Raw genomic sequence first — 15733 nt, forward strand, 5'->3', positions numbered from 1 at the left:
ACACGGCGCAGCCTTTGCTCTGTATTACCGTTGTTGCCGGTAATACCCGTCGTTACTGCTTGATGATGTAAAAGTTTTTCACATCAACATAATCAAGCGGATCTTTGCCGGTAAAACCGCCGACCGTGGGTTTAACCAAGCGTGCGCTAACCCGGTAATACACCGGGATCAAGGCAGAATCCTTATCCAGCAGCGTTTCTGCCTGCTGATAAATAGCCGCGCGCGCGGCGGCGTCCGGCGCTTTTAGCGTGCTGCCAAGCAGTGCGTCAAACGCCGGGCTCTTATAGAAAAAGGTATTATTACTGCTGTTGGAAAGCAGCATATTGAGAAAGGCGCTCGGCTCGTTGTAATCCCCGCACCAGGTGGCGCGAGCGACATCGAACTGGCCCTCATGGCGACTCTGCAACGACGTTTTCCACTCCTGGTTCTGCAATGTAACCTCAGCGCCCAGGTTTTTCTTCCACATGGAGGCCGCCGCTATCGCCTGCTGTTTATTCTGATCAGACGTGTTGTACAGCAAGGTGAACTGAAGTGGTTTTTCCGCGCTGAATCCCGCTGCCTGTAACAGCTTTTGAGCATCTGCGTTGCGTTTTTCCTGCGTCCAGCCAGCCCATTCCGGTTGGGCAAAGGCTCCCCCGGCGATAAAGCTCGGTGTATAGGTGTAAGCCGGAATTTGCCCCTGGCCCATGATCTGTTTGGCGATAAGGTCGCGATCCGACGTCATCTTAACGGCCGCGCGCACGCGCGCATCGGTGAATGGCGCGCGTTGATTATTGATTTCGTAGTAGAAAGTGCACAAATAGGGGTTAACGTGCAGTTGCTCAGGGATCTCGCGCTTCATTTTAGCGTAGAGATTCGGTGGAATGGCGCTATTGGTAATATCAATTTCGCCGCTGCGATAGCGGTTGATATCACTCACCTCAGAGGACAACGGCAGGAACGTCGCCTGTTCAATCACCGTTTTTTTATTGTTCCAATAGCTCGGGCTGCGCTCAAGCACAATGCGCTCGTTAACGATCCACGCTTTCAGGCGGTAGGCACCGTTACCGACGTAGTTCTGTGGCAACGTCCATTTGTCACCAAAACGCTCCACCACAGATTGTTTTACGGGCTTCATCGACGTATGGGAAAGCATGCTGACAAAGTACGGTACCGGCTCACTCAGCGTGACCTGCAGGGTGCGATCGTCAATAGCCTTTACCCCAAGCGCTTGCGCAGGTTTTTTACCGCTAAGGATCTCGTCAACGTTATCGAGCCTGGCATACTGCAAATAGCTGGTATAAGGAGAACCGGTCTTAGGATCGGCCAAACGCCGCCAGCTGTAGACAAAATCTTGTGCGGTGACCGGCGAACCGTCACTCCACACCGCGTCTTTGCGCAAATGGAATGTCCAAGTCTGATAATGAGTATTTTCCCAGCGCTCCGCCACGGCCGGTACCAGTTGACCATTGGCATCGGTGCTGACCAAGCCCTCCAGCAGATTGAGGATAATATTACTTTCAGGGTTGCCTTCGACTTTATGCGGATCCAATGAAGCCACTTCCGAACCGTTGTTGATCACGATGTGCTGTTGCTCTGCCAGCGTTACGCCAGTGGGCACATTCGCAGCCTGTGCGCAATTAACGCCTGTTCCGCCTAATATTCCAGCAATCATCGCTACCAACGATGTGTACTTGATGGTTTGCTGCATCCTGAAGGTTCCTTTTATCGAGCAAATATGAATTGGTCATACTTTGAAATATTTAGTAAAAAAACCAAATAAAATAATACTCACAAAATTCATTCCTGCTTTACGCGAAAAACTAAGAATTATCAGCAGTGAAGTTGCTCGGAAACTAGCAGAAGCAAAAATCCTTAGCCAATAAATTTTGCAAATTTGTTAAGTGTTTCGCTTTTCACCCCCATAACGTCACTCCCACCCCTCCTGATAGAAATCACCCTCTAAATTTAATTTAATGATTTTATTAAGTAAAAAAGGAAATCTTCTGATTACTCGTTGCTGACTCAGCAAAAAAGCCAAAACAGAAACATTTCGTTAACAAAAAGGCAGTTCAAAGAATAAACACCTGCTTATGTGCGGTTTATCACTAATAACACCTGGATGATACGGAGACAAGCCCTACAGAATGATGTGATTAAATTAACAGCAGATTTGATTAGCAAAGGAGAAAAGCGGCAGAAATAGGCTTATAAAAGATACTGGAAATAATACTAGGTGTTTTATTGGCTGCTACAGGCAGGTGTTTGCTGCAGTGGCGTAAAATAGAATAAAAACCAAGCAGATGCCGTCGTTAATTAAAGCAGAATAATGTTTACGTTGGACGGATAAAAAAGAGTTGAGCCCCTAAGCTGCGAGCCTCAGGAAAGAGGCTCGCAGTTAGCGTATATTCGTGGCTATAACAATCCCGGAAATATCGCTTTGATACCAGTGACAATAAATTCGATACCCAATGCCATCAGCAACAGGCCCATGATACGCGTAACAACGTTGATTCCGGTCTGCCCCAGTAAACGCACCAGCAATGGCGCAGCCCGGAACAGCAACCAGCAGCAGAAAGCAAACACGGCAACGGCCAGGCTGAAACCTAACAGATTCTGCCAACTGTGGTAACGCGAACTCCAGACAATAGTCGAGCTGATCGCCCCCGGCCCCGCCATCAGCGGCAGTGCCAAGGGCACCACACCGATGCTTTCACGAATGGCACTTTCTGATTTTTCTTGTTTGTTCTGTTTGTCTTCACCTAACTTGCCGCTGATCATCGACATCGCAATGCTTACAACCAGGATCCCACCGGCGATGCGGAAAGAGTCGATGGAAATACCAAACACGCGCAGTATGGCCTCCCCCAGAAACAGCGAAGTCCACAAAATAATCGCTACCGACAGGTTGGCCGTCAGGTTGGTTCTATTGCGCCCTGCCTCCGCCTGATAACTGGTCATACTAATAAAGACCGGTAAAATACCCACCGGGTTTACCAATGCAAACAAGCCAACAAAAAACTTGATATAGACAGAAAAATCCAACAGAGATTGGCCCACGAAAAACTCCGCATAAATAGCTGTAAAAGAGACACTGCCTGTATCAGGGGAATCAGCGCCCCTCACCGAGTTACCTATCAGTGTAAGCCCACCGGGGCTGGCTCGCCTGCCGCTGGTTTTGCAACGCCTGCTTACCCCAGCATACGCGCGCTAATGTAATGGAATCGGGTCCAGTAATCCATCCACTGAGTACAGCATTTTTATCTGCGATGCCAGAATGTTACAAAGTAATTCTCCATTGTTAACTAACTGTATGGCCATTGATGTTTTAAGTGTGAAAACACCGATAGCACTCAAACAAATGAGAGTAATTATCAACAAACACTTGCTGAAAGGTGTCAGCTTGCGATTTTTATGATTTAAATCACAAAACAACTACTCAGGAATAGTTAAGCTCTTTGTCATAGTCAGAAGGTAGAACAGGTTTCAGAGCGCATCGCTGTTCCTCTACTCGACTAGAAGCTCTTTAAGTTAATCAGCAGTGCGAGCCGCCAAAGACGAGAAAGCCATGGTGCCTTAACAGACACCCTTCTCTCACAAAGCTATACTAGTTGCTCGAACGGCTTATTCACTGAAAGAGTTTAACATTATCAGGAGAGCATTATGGCTGTAACGAATGTCGCTGAACTGAACGAGCTTGTAGCACGTGTCAAGAAAGCCCAGCGCGAGTATGCCAACTTCTCGCAAGAGCAGGTTGATAAAATTTTCCGCGCTGCTGCCCTCGCCGCCGCCGATGCCCGTATTCCCCTGGCTAAAATGGCCGTTGAAGAATCAGGCATGGGTATCGTTGAAGATAAAGTGATCAAAAACCACTTCGCTTCTGAATATATCTACAACGCTTATAAAGATGAAAAAACCTGCGGTATCCTCTCAGAAGACGATACTTTTGGTACCATCACTATCGCAGAACCGATTGGCCTGATTTGCGGTATCGTGCCTACCACCAACCCAACCTCTACCGCCATCTTTAAAGCACTGATCAGCCTGAAGACCCGTAACGGTATTATTTTCTCGCCACACCCACGTGCGAAAAACGCTACCAATAAAGCTGCAGACATTGTGCTGCAGGCCGCTATCGCAGCGGGTGCACCAAAAGATATCGTCGGCTGGATCGATCAGCCTACCGTTGATCTTTCTAACCAACTGATGCACCACCCAGACATCAACCTGATTCTGGCCACCGGTGGCCCAGGCATGGTGAAAGCAGCTTACAGCTCCGGCAAACCGGCTATCGGTGTGGGCGCCGGTAATACACCGGTAGTGGTTGATGAGACTGCCGATATCAAGCGCGTTGTGGCGTCTATCCTGATGTCGAAAACCTTCGACAGCGGCGTTATCTGTGCCTCTGAACAGTCAGTTATCGTGGTTGACTCTGTGTACGATGCCGTCCGCGAGCGTTTCGCTTCCCATGGTGGCTACCTGCTGCAGGGTAAAGAGCTGAAAGCCGTGCAGGATATCATCCTGAAAAATGGTGGCCTGAATGCCGCCATCGTCGGCCAGTCCGCACCAAAAATCGCTGAAATGGCCGGTCTTAAAGTCCCTGCCAACACCAAGATCCTGATCGGTGAAGTGAAACTGGTTGACGAATCCGAGCCGTTTGCCCACGAAAAACTGTCGCCGACTCTGGCCATGTATCGTGCCAAAGACTTCGAAGACGCGGTCAGCAAAGCCGAAAAACTGGTCGCTATGGGCGGTATTGGCCACACTTCTTGCCTGTATACCGACCAAGACAACCAGACTGCGCGCGTTGAGTACTTCGGCGACAAGATGAAAACCGCACGTATTCTGATCAACACCCCGGCTTCTCAGGGTGGTATCGGTGACCTGTACAACTTTAAACTCGCGCCATCGCTGACGCTGGGCTGCGGTTCATGGGGTGGTAACTCCATCTCTGAAAACGTCGGTCCAAAACACCTGATCAACAAGAAAACTGTAGCGAAGCGAGCAGAAAACATGTTGTGGCACAAACTTCCTAAATCAATCTACTTCCGCCGTGGCTCACTGCCTATCGCGCTGGAAGAAGTGGCTACCGATGGGGCAAAACGCGCCTTTATCGTGACCGACCGCTATCTGTTCAATAACGGCTATGCCGATCAGATCACCAAAGTTCTGAAATCGCACGGTATTGAAACTGAAGTGTTCTTTGAAGTAGAAGCCGACCCAACGCTGAGCATCGTCCGTAAGGGTGCAGAGCAGATGAACTCCTTCAAGCCGGACGTGATCATCGCGCTGGGTGGTGGTTCACCGATGGACGCCGCGAAAATCATGTGGGTGCTGTACGAACATCCTGAAACCCACTTCGAAGATCTGGCGCTGCGCTTTATGGATATCCGTAAGCGTATCTATAAGTTCCCGAAAATGGGTGTGAAAGCGAAGATGATCGCCGTCACCACCACTTCAGGTACCGGCTCAGAAGTAACGCCGTTTGCGGTAGTGACCGATGACGCTACTGGCCAGAAATATCCTCTGGCAGACTATGCGCTGACCCCGGATATGGCGATTGTCGATGCCAACCTAGTGATGAACATGCCGAAATCCCTGTGCGCCTTCGGCGGCCTGGATGCGGTGACTCATGCCCTGGAAGCTTATGTTTCTGTACTGGCCAACGAATATTCAGACGGCCAGGCGCTGCAAGCGCTGAAACTGCTGAAAGAATATCTGCCAGCCAGCTATAAAGAAGGCGCGAAGAACCCGGTCGCTCGTGAACGTGTTCACAACGCCGCGACTATCGCCGGTATTGCGTTCGCCAACGCCTTCCTGGGTGTATGTCACTCCATGGCCCACAAACTGGGCTCCGAGTTCCATATCCCGCACGGCTTGGCCAATGCCATGTTGATCTCTAACGTTATCCGCTATAACGCGAACGATAACCCGACCAAGCAGACCGCATTCAGCCAGTATGACCGCCCACAGGCACGTCGTCGCTACGCTGAGATCGCCGATCACCTCGGCCTGAGTGCTGCGGGCGACCGCACGGCGCAGAAGATCGAGAAACTGCTGAAATGGCTGGACGAGATCAAAGCAGAACTGGGCATCCCAGCTTCTATCCGTGAAGCTGGCGTGCAGGAAGCGGACTTCCTGGCTAAGGTCGACAAACTGTCTGAAGACGCGTTTGATGATCAGTGTACCGGTGCTAACCCACGTTATCCGCTGATTGCTGAACTGAAGCAAATCATGCTGGATACCTTCTATGGCCGCGAATTCAGCGAAGCCACAGAAGAAGCTGCGGTAGTGGCTCCGGTTGCCGCCAAGGCAGAAAAAAAGTCCAAGAAGTAACAGGCTCTCTGAGCTGACAAAAAAACCCGCCTTTTAGGCGGGTTTTTTATAGGCATTCAAACGGCGTTTAACGCCTTCTATGTTCATCTCACCAAAAAACCAGTGCACTGCTACCGGCATTCAATTAAAACCGCACAGAAGCGCGCTGTGGGCCCCCTGAGGCAAGATCACTCCTGGGTCTTTATCGCTTCTTTATAATGTTTACGGCATACGGAGACGTAGCTTTCATTGCCGCCGATAACCACCTGCTCGCCCGCATGCAGCGCTTTGCCGTTCTCCCCTAGACGCAGCACCATATTGGCTTTACGGCCGCAGTGGCAGATAGTTTTCAGCTCTACCAGCTTATCCGCCCAAGCCAGCAAATAGTGGCTGCCAATAAACAGCTCGCCAAGGAAGTCCGTGCGCAAGCCGTAACACAGTACTGGAATATCCAGTTGATCAACCACCTCACAAAGCTCTTCTACCTGCTCTTTCGTCAGGAATTGGCTTTCATCAACCAAAACGCAGTGTACGGGCTGCTGATGGTGCTCTTGATTAATCATGGTATACAGTTGCGTTTCTTTATTATAGAGCTGTGCCTGTGACGATAGCCCTATTCGCGAACTGACTTTACCAACACCAAAGCGGTGATCAATCTCAGCCGTAAACACTAAGGTTCGCATACCACGTTCTTGATAGTTATATGAAGATTGTAATAACGCGGTGGATTTTCCTGCATTCATAGCAGAGTAATAGAAATAAAGTTGAGCCATGGCCCGCGACTCCAGTGGTATAAGAAATATTCAGTCAAAGATGCGTTGAGCAGTGTAGCATATCCTTAAGCTAGACTCAGCCTACCCGCAAATCATTCTCGAACCAGGTAATAAGCCAACAAGCATGAAGCATTTTGCTGCAAAGCTTGCCCATTTTTACATCTATTTACAGGATACTCTTACATAAACAGTAAAATTTAATTATTACCAATGGTTAACCAAGCTCATTAATGGCAACAAAAGGGGGATGGACAGACCGGTGGTGGGCAAGCCTGAAAGGAGAGACACACTATTAAAAGTCTTATCACCAATTCTTACGGCGTTAATTGCACTCTTACATGATATGACCTTACCAACGTTATCTTTATGCATATCCCCCCGTTGTTTACAATGTTTGCGTTTCCTGATAGTGATTAAGCCAGAGAACTCATCCTCATATTGTTATAGAACGCAATTATAACTGCTCTGTAAAATGCCTTTTAGGCTGATGAACACACAACGCAGCGTTAAGAATTTAGCGTAGAAACATGTGGCGTAATAGTTAGGCCCGCCCGTGCTATTAGCAAGATAGTTCTCAATAGCGGTTTTTTTTAAAGATAAATGTAGGACTCTTTTCAATTTGGCTATTGCAGAAAAGAAAAGAGCACTCTATTATTATCCAAACGCCTCCCACCAATATAATTTGAGACTAGAACAATGAGCGAAGCATTAAAGATTTTGAACAACATCCGCACTCTGCGTGCACAGGCAAGAGAATGCAGCCTCGAAACTCTGGAAGAGATGCTCGAGAAATTGGAAGTTGTGGTTAACGAGCGCCGCGAAGAAGACAGCCAAGCGCAAGCAGAAATTGAAGAGCGCACTCGTAAGCTGCAGCAATACCGTGAAATGCTGATTGCTGATGGTATTGATCCAAACGAATTGCTGCAAACTATGGCTGCAACCAAAGCCGCAGGTAAAGCGAAGCGTGCAGCACGCCCAGCTAAATACCAATATAAAGACGAAAACGGCGAAATGAAGACCTGGACCGGCCAGGGCCGTACTCCGGCTGTGATTAAAAAAGCCATCGAAGAACAAGGTAAATCCTTAGACGATTTCCTGCTGTAATAGCGGCTTTTAGCTCACTCAAAAAGCTCCCTATGGGAGCTTTTTGCTTTTCCAAGACGTCCCTTATGGGCTTTCATTGTAAGATATCAGTCAGATGCCAACCCCATAAAAAAAAGAGGCCGAAGCCCCTTTATTTACCCTGCCGATGTTCATTTACTGAACTTTATAAAACGTTTTATACCACGTGACAAACCGCTTAACGCCCTCTTCGACGCTGATTTCAGGCTTAAAACCGATAGTTTGGTAAAGCTCATCGGTATCCGCACTGGTATCCATGACATCGCCAGGTTGCATCGGCAACATATTCTTGCGAGCGGTAACACCTAATGCCTTTTCCAGAGCATGGATATATTGCATTAGTTTCACCGGGCTACTATTGCCGATATTATAAATATGATATGGCGCAGAACTGGTCGCTGGCGAACCCTGTTCAACCGTCCAATTGACGTTAGGCTGAGGAACGATGTCCTGTAAACGCACGACCGCCTCGGTAATATCATCAATGTAAGTAAAGTCACGATGCATTTCGCCGTGGTTATATACATCAATGCTCTCACCCGCCAATATCGCTTTAGTGAATTTAAACAGAGCCATATCCGGACGACCCCAAGGACCGTAGACGGTGAAAAAGCGTAAGCCCGTTGTAGGAAGCCCATATAAATGCGAATAACTATGAGCCATCAATTCATTAGCTTTTTTGGTTGCCGCATACAAAGATATCGGGTGATCGACCGAGTCTTCCGTCGAAAAAGGCAACTTACGGTTAAGGCCATATACCGAGCTGGATGATGCATACAGTAAATGCCCTACCTTATTATGCCTGCAGCCTTCGAGGATGTTCAGATGACCAATCAGGTTTGCATCAGCATAGGCTAACGGATTATCCAACGAATAACGCACTCCAGCCTGAGCACCAAGATGAATAACACGTTCGAACTGATGCGCGACGAAAAGCCCGGCTATACCGCTGCGATCGGCCAGATCCAGCTTGATAAATTGAAATGCGGGTTTATCAGCCAGCAGCTCAAGCCGCGCCAGCTTCAAGCCGACATCATAATAATCATTCAGGTTGTCGATACCGACAACCTGATGCCCAGCGGCTAACAAACGCTCTACTACGTGATACCCAATAAACCCTGCAGCGCCTGTAACCAGGAATTTCATGCTCACCTCTTAAATGACCGGCTTAATCGATGCGCCACGACCAATGCCATAATAAGTAAAACCGCGCGCCTGTAAGCGTTCTGGATCAAACAGGTTACGCCCATCAAAAATTACCGGCTGCTTGAGCGCTTTTTTCATGACGTCAAAATCTGGCGCACGGAAATTCTGCCATTCGGTGCAGATAACCAAGGCGTCGGCGCCCTGCAATGCTGCTTCTTTGGTTCCCATCAACTTCAAATCATCACGCTGGCCATAGATACGCTGTGCTTCGGTCATCGCTTCGGGATCGTAGGCCTGCACAGAAGCACCTAATTCCCACAGTGTTTCCATCAGCACTCGGCTAGATGCCTCACGCATATCATCAGTGTTGGGTTTAAAAGCTAAGCCCCAGAGAGCAAAAGTTTTACCTTTCACATCATGACCAAAATGACGCTTGATAAACTCTGTCAGCTTATATTTCTGCTGAGAGTTTACCTGTTCTACCGCCTGCAAAATCTTCGGCTGATAGCCGATATGCTCTGCCGTGCGAATAAGCGCCTGAACATCTTTCGGGAAACAGGAACCGCCATAACCGCAGCCAGGATAAATAAAGTGATAACCGATGCGAGAATCAGAACCGATACCTTGGCGCACTTTCTCAATATCCGCACCCAGCATTTCTGCCAGATTAGAGATTTCATTCATAAAGCTGATTTTAGTTGCCAGCATACAGTTAGCAGCATACTTGGTCAGCTCTGCACTACGAATATCCATCAGGATCATGCGATCGTGATTGCGGTTGAACGGTTCATATAATTCGCGCAGCGGTTCGATAACATCTTTATTATCGGTGCCAAGAACAATACGCTCAGGACGCATGCAGTCAGCCACCGCCGCCCCTTCTTTAAGGAATTCCGGGTTGGAAACCACATCAAACGCAATGGAAACACCGCGTTTGCTTAGCGTCTCGCTCATCACTTCACGCACTTTATCTGCGGTGCCCACTGGCACGGTAGATTTATCAATCACAACTTTGGGATCGGTCATGTATTCAGCAATGGTGCGAGCCACGGCAGTCACATATTTTAGATCGGCAGAACCGTCTTCATCGGGTGGCGTGCCTACCGCAATAAACTGAATGGCACCGTGAGCCACGCCTGCCTTGGCATCCGTGGTAAAGTGCAGGCGCCCGGCCTCGTAATTCTGTTGCACCAGCGGCGCTAGACCAGGTTCAAAAATGGGAATATTTCCCTTCTTAAGGTTCTCCACTTTCTTTTCGTCTACATCGATACACATGACATCGTGGCCAACTTCAGCCAACACAGCGGCCTGTACCAAGCCAACATAACCAATACCAAAAACTGTTACTTTCATTGGAAAATCCTAGTTTTTCAAATTAAGACAATACGCTATAAAATTATTTCTGTGCGCCTTTCACCAAGTGTTTAAGCCACAACGAAAATTCTTGCCCCAGGCTAGCATGGCGCAGGCCATATTCAACAAAAGCCTGCATGTAACCCAATTTATTACCACAATCATGACTCACCCCTTTCAGGTGATAGGCTTCTACAGGTTCTCTCTGCATCAGCATATCAATCGCATCGGTGAGCTGAATTTCATCACCGGCTCCCGGTGGAGTCTTAGCCAGCAGTGCCCAGATATCGGCAGAAAGCACATAACGCCCTACAATTGCCAAGTCAGATGGCGCGTCATCGGGTGATGGCTTTTCAACCACGCTGACCATCGGCGCGCTTTCACCTGGCTGCAGCGTCACTCCTCGGCAATCGACCACGCCATAGTTACCGACATCTTTATGCGGTACCGGTTCAACCATGATCTGACTGATACCGGTTTGTTCAAAGCGCTGTAACATTTCACGCAGGTTGTCTTTTTGCAGATCGGCACTGTATTCATCAAGGATGACGTCTGGCAGCACGACGGCGACTGGCTCATCGCCCACCAAGGGATAAGCGCACATGATCGCATGACCAAGCCCTTTAGCAACCCCTTGACGCACTTGCATCAAGGTGACATTTTTCGGGCAAATAGATTGAATCTCGTCCAGCAGTTGGCGTTTCACCCGTTTTTCCAGCATCGCTTCCAACTCGAAACTGGTGTCAAAATGATTTTCAATGGAATTCTTAGAGGAATGGCTAACCAAAATAATTTCGTTGATTCCTGCGGCAATACATTCATTTACCACATACTGAATCAACGGTTTGTCAACCAGCGGCAGCATCTCTTTCGGAATGGCTTTCGTTGCTGGCAACATCCGCGTGCCTAATCCTGCTACGGGGATAACCGCTTTTCTGACTTTACGATCTAAAGCAGGCATTATTTCCTCTCCATAATACGAGCTCAAATTATGAACTTAATCTGCTATACAAAAAAACTCACGAAGTATACCAGCTTAAAGCTACTGAGCATTACACCAACGACAAATAGTGAGCATTTAAGACAATTACCCAACAGCGAAATTCCGACGCTAAATAGGTATTTTAAATAGCAGAATGTAGCAAGATAAAGGGGTCATTGATGTCTTATTCAGCACTTAGCATCAAACGTAATCGGCCACCACTGCCCCATACCTGACACTGCCAGGCCTCACAACGCTGGTTGATCTGATTCATATAGGCGGCACCCAACGTCCCCAAAGGTATGCCCGTGCTTAGCTGGATTTGATTATCGCCAGTATTTAGGCTGGCATGCAAACCGGCCGAAACAAGGATCAGATTTTTATATTCGGCGTGATAATAGCCAACCAACAGTGGAAATTGCCCTTCCAGCTTCCCTTGACGCAATAATTGATTAACTTGTTTTAACAATGCTGACATTTGCGGCAGGCGATGTTGCTGATTTGCTAAATGATCCTGCAACAATCCATTGAATAATGCGCGCAGCAATAAAGCGGCTAATATCCCATTATCACCGGCGCGCGTTACATCCAGACAATAAAAAGCCAGGTCCTTATCTGATAAAGCAGCAATATCCAACACTAATCCGGGGCTTTCAGCCGTCGTTAACTGACGATAATTAATACGACAATGGGCAATTGTCTGCTGCACTGGCGGTTGTAATTGTTTAAGCAACCTCACCGCCTCGGAAGGATTTTTGCTCAATGCATCCCAATCTTTCAGCAGTTCAACTTCTTCAATAGCCTGAGACGTAAACATATTGGGGTATAGGCACTCCAATATTGCCTCACGCAAACGGTTCAGGTCGGTAAGCGGTTTTAACAACACATCCTGCACGCCCAAGCGCAAAACCTTGGCAATATCCGCCATTTTATCGGTCGCCGAGATCACCAGCACGGGGATTTGTATCCCTTGCAGACGCAGGTGTTCAACAAACTCAATACCGTTCATTTCTGGCATAGCCAGATCGCACAGGATTAAATCAGGGTTCACTTCTTCAACCGCACTCAGCGCCAGCAAACCATTAACAGCCTCACTGGTTTGCGCACCTAACGATCTCAGATAGCCAACAAGCACCGAACGAAACACCTGTTCGTCCTCAACAATTAAGATGTGCTTATTTGTCAGTGGTAATACCATCGGCCGAGCCTCTTCCCTTTTCATGATGTAATAGTGGCTCATAATGGTCACTTGTGCCTGCCGAAAGTCTCCCTAACAGCATCATTCCACTCTAAGAACCGGTAATTATTTATTTTTTATCAATGGCGCCAAGATATCTATCTGTTTTTCGACCGCCAACCTGCCAGCTTCGATCGCCTCGCTCGCACGATGAAAATCCAACGTGGATATCTGCGGGCAGTACGGTTGTATCAAGACATCTGGGGGATCGCTGGCCATTCGATTCCGTTTTACCCGATTTTCCAGCATCTGGATTGAGGTACTCATGATTTCCATCGCGGTCGGTGTAAAACTGGGCTTCTTCAACATCACTTTGTTGATGCGATCTCGCAGACGCCCGCGCCAATTATCTATTATGGTATTGTTTGCCTCTTCGCTGGCGGCGTCTTCACCGGTGTTGTGCACCGAGAATAAATCCTGCTGCATCAGATGTGCATCATGTTGTAAATCCACCGCAATCACAATATCTGCCCCCATCGCACGGGTCAGTGAAATGGGTACCGGGTTCACTAACGCACCATCCACCAGCCAATACCCCTCAAACCATACAGGAGCCAGCAGCCCCGGCATACTGCAGGAAGCACGAATTGCCTGTTGGATATCCCCTTTGGTCATCCACAGTTCGCGCCCGGTGCTGAGATTGGTGGTGACAGCGCCAAATTTGAGCGCGCAATCGGCGAAATCATCAACTTTCAATAGTTGACCGACCGCATTGAAGACCCGTTCGCCACGTAATAAGCCACCGCGCTGCCAGGTAAGATCCATCAGCCGGATCACGTCCCAGTAGCTGAATGAACGCACCCAGTGCTCCATCGCTGGCAACCGATGGCAAGCAAGCGCCGCACCGACTAGCGCACCAACCGAACAACCGGCAACGATATCAATTTCAATTCCTCGTTTTCGCAGCGCATTGATCACCCCAATATGCGCCCAACCTTTTGCGGCCCCTGCACCTAATGCCAGCCCGATTTTGATTTTCCGCATTATCTGCCATCCTGTGCTTGGTGAATTCATTCACCCTTGATCGTAGGGTACATTGTCACTGAAGAATAATGTTAGGTAACATATGCGCTATACCCAAAATAATTCGAGCGGCAGGAAGACGACAAACCGGGTAAAGACCGATTTGAACAGCGCGGGCCCACAGAGTGAGCCTCTTTGAAGCTCATAATCCCCAGGAGCTTGCTCAAGTAAGTGACTCGGGTGAACGCGCAAATGCAACTTGAAGTATGAAAGGTATAAATTTATTTTAGCTTTGGCTCTGATACACCTCTTAGCCAACCACCTTGAGGCACTCTTGTGACTGAATTATGCCCTTGTGGCAGCGGGCTGGCGTATAGCCTTTGTTGCGAGCCGTTGATTTCTGGCAACCAGCACGCCCCTACCCCTGGCAAACTGATGCGTTCACGCTATACCGCCTATGTAAAGCACTGCGCAGATTATCTGATTGCTACCTGGCACCCAGACTGCCGGGCAGAAGAGTCACGTGGCGCGATTGTCGGCAGTTTCGCGCACACCGAATGGCTTGGCCTGACGGTGGTGAACGAACAAGCTGGCAGCAACGCCGACGAAGGCTATGTCGAGTTCGTGGCCCGTTTCGCCGATGACGCAGCTAAGCCTGGTGCGATACATGAACGTTCACGCTTTCTTCGCCTTGGGCAACGCTGGTACTATATCGACGGAATCAAACCCCAACCGGGGCGAAATGCCACGTGCCCCTGCGGTTCAGGCAAAAAATATAAAAAGTGCTGCGGGCAATGAGCCTGCGAGTTAAAAGCCTACTGGGATAGGCTCTAAGTATCAGACAGGATCCACATACTCATGCCACACCAAAATGTACAAAGAAAAATTCTACGCACCATCTGCCCCGATGCCAAAGGGCTGATCGCCAAGATCACCAACATCTGTTACAAGCATGAACTGAATATCGTGCAGAACAATGAATTTGTGGATCACCTGACCGGCCGCTTCTTTATGCGTACCGAACTGGAGGGGATTTTCAACGATGCCACGCTGCTGGCGGATCTGGACGGTGCATTACCCCAAGGTTCCGTGCGCGAGTTACACAGCGCGGGCCGCCGGCGCATCGTGGTGCTGGTCACCAAAGAGGCCCACTGCCTGGGCGATCTGCTGATGAAAAGCGCTTATGGTGGTTTAGATGTTGAAATCGCCGCCGTTATTGGTAACCACGCCACATTGCAGACGCTGGTAGAGCGCTTCGATATTCCTTTCCATCTGGTAAGCCACGAAGGCCTGACGCGCGAACAGCACGATCAGAAAATGGCGGCACAGATCGATCAGTACTTGCCCGACTACGTCGTGCTGGCCAAATATATGCGCGTTCTAACGCCGGAATTCGTGCAGCGCTACCCGAATCAGGTGATTAATATTCACCATTCGTTCCTGCCCGCCTTTATCGGCGCACGCCCTTACCACCAGGCGTATGAGCGTGGCGTGAAGATTATCGGTGCCACGGCACACTACGTGAACGACAGCCTGGATGAAGGCCCGATCATCATGCAGGATGTCATTCATGTCGATCACACCTATTCAGCAGAAGATATGATGCGTGCCGGGCGCGATGTAGAGAAAAACGTGCTCAGCCGTGCTTTATATCGTGTGCTGGCGCAACGGGTATTCGTGTATGGCAACCGCACGGTGATCCTGTAGTTGTGCAAGAAAGCGGTGTCTTTCGTTCACGGAAACACCGCCAAGAATAAAAAAACGGCAAACAATTCATTTTCTGCATTTCAATGCTTTACACGAGCGCTTCATCTGATATGATGCGCCCCGCTTACCGAGACAGACATTCGTTAAGCAAGGCCA

General features: G+C 48.9%; 12 protein-coding genes. 4 read left to right on the forward strand and 8 right to left on the reverse strand.

Annotated elements, in window-relative coordinates:
• Positions 1-52: 52 nt before the first annotated feature.
• Both BMI79_RS02425 and BMI79_RS02430 read right to left on the reverse strand, forming a co-directional pair.
• The gene (locus BMI79_RS02425) at positions 53-1690 is read right to left on the reverse strand and encodes an ABC transporter substrate-binding protein (protein WP_076940233.1); all 1638 of its coding nucleotides are present in this window, start codon (positions 1688-1690) and stop codon (positions 53-55) included.
• Between the two features lie 704 nt (positions 1691-2394).
• On the reverse strand, positions 2395-3039 hold the full coding sequence (locus tag BMI79_RS02430) for a YchE family NAAT transporter (RefSeq protein ID WP_076940234.1): 645 nt from the start codon (positions 3037-3039) through the stop codon (positions 2395-2397).
• Between the two features lie 603 nt (positions 3040-3642).
• On the opposite strand from BMI79_RS02430, the gene adhE reads away from it, so the two are divergent.
• A complete protein-coding gene (adhE, locus tag BMI79_RS02435) occupies positions 3643-6315 on the forward strand; it encodes a bifunctional acetaldehyde-CoA/alcohol dehydrogenase (protein WP_076940235.1) in 2673 nt (890 codons plus the stop codon).
• A gap of 167 nt (positions 6316-6482) precedes the next feature.
• Here adhE and BMI79_RS02440 read toward each other — a convergent pair whose 3' ends face one another.
• Positions 6483-7067, reverse strand: coding sequence for a thymidine kinase (locus tag BMI79_RS02440; protein ID WP_076940236.1), 585 nt, complete (start codon positions 7065-7067; stop codon positions 6483-6485).
• 696 nt (positions 7068-7763) lie between these two features.
• Here BMI79_RS02440 and hns point away from each other — a divergent pair.
• Complete coding sequence (gene hns, locus BMI79_RS02445) at positions 7764-8171, forward strand: histone-like nucleoid-structuring protein H-NS (RefSeq protein ID WP_021181225.1); 408 nt, start codon at positions 7764-7766, stop codon at positions 8169-8171.
• A 153-nt stretch (positions 8172-8324) separates the two neighbouring features.
• Here the strand turns inward: hns and BMI79_RS02450 are convergent, their stop codons facing one another.
• The 5 genes from BMI79_RS02450 to rssA form a co-directional block, all read right to left on the reverse strand.
• A complete protein-coding gene (locus tag BMI79_RS02450) occupies positions 8325-9335 on the reverse strand; it encodes an NAD-dependent epimerase (protein WP_076940237.1) in 1011 nt (336 codons plus the stop codon).
• Between the two features lie 9 nt (positions 9336-9344).
• The gene (locus tag BMI79_RS02455; RefSeq protein WP_076940238.1) at positions 9345-10688 is read right to left on the reverse strand and encodes a UDP-glucose dehydrogenase family protein; all 1344 of its coding nucleotides are present in this window, start codon (positions 10686-10688) and stop codon (positions 9345-9347) included.
• A 43-nt stretch (positions 10689-10731) separates the two neighbouring features.
• Complete coding sequence (gene galU, locus BMI79_RS02460; RefSeq protein ID WP_076940239.1) at positions 10732-11649, reverse strand: UTP--glucose-1-phosphate uridylyltransferase GalU; 918 nt, start codon at positions 11647-11649, stop codon at positions 10732-10734.
• Between the two features lie 205 nt (positions 11650-11854).
• Positions 11855-12868, reverse strand: coding sequence for a two-component system response regulator RssB (rssB, locus tag BMI79_RS02465; RefSeq protein WP_076940390.1), 1014 nt, complete (start codon positions 12866-12868; stop codon positions 11855-11857).
• Between the two features lie 105 nt (positions 12869-12973).
• On the reverse strand, positions 12974-13891 hold the full coding sequence (gene rssA / locus BMI79_RS02470) for a patatin-like phospholipase RssA (RefSeq protein WP_083704350.1): 918 nt from the start codon (positions 13889-13891) through the stop codon (positions 12974-12976).
• A 315-nt stretch (positions 13892-14206) separates the two neighbouring features.
• Between rssA and BMI79_RS02475 the strand changes: the two genes are divergently transcribed.
• Both BMI79_RS02475 and purU read left to right on the forward strand, forming a co-directional pair.
• Complete coding sequence (locus BMI79_RS02475) at positions 14207-14668, forward strand: YchJ family protein (protein WP_076940240.1); 462 nt, start codon at positions 14207-14209, stop codon at positions 14666-14668.
• 60 nt (positions 14669-14728) lie between these two features.
• Positions 14729-15577, forward strand: coding sequence for a formyltetrahydrofolate deformylase (gene purU, locus BMI79_RS02480; protein WP_076940241.1), 849 nt, complete (start codon positions 14729-14731; stop codon positions 15575-15577).
• Positions 15578-15733: the final 156 nt, after the last annotated feature.

The sequence above is a fragment of the Serratia oryzae genome (assembly GCF_001976145.1).
GTDB classification, from domain to species: domain Bacteria; phylum Pseudomonadota; class Gammaproteobacteria; order Enterobacterales; family Enterobacteriaceae; genus Chania; species Chania oryzae.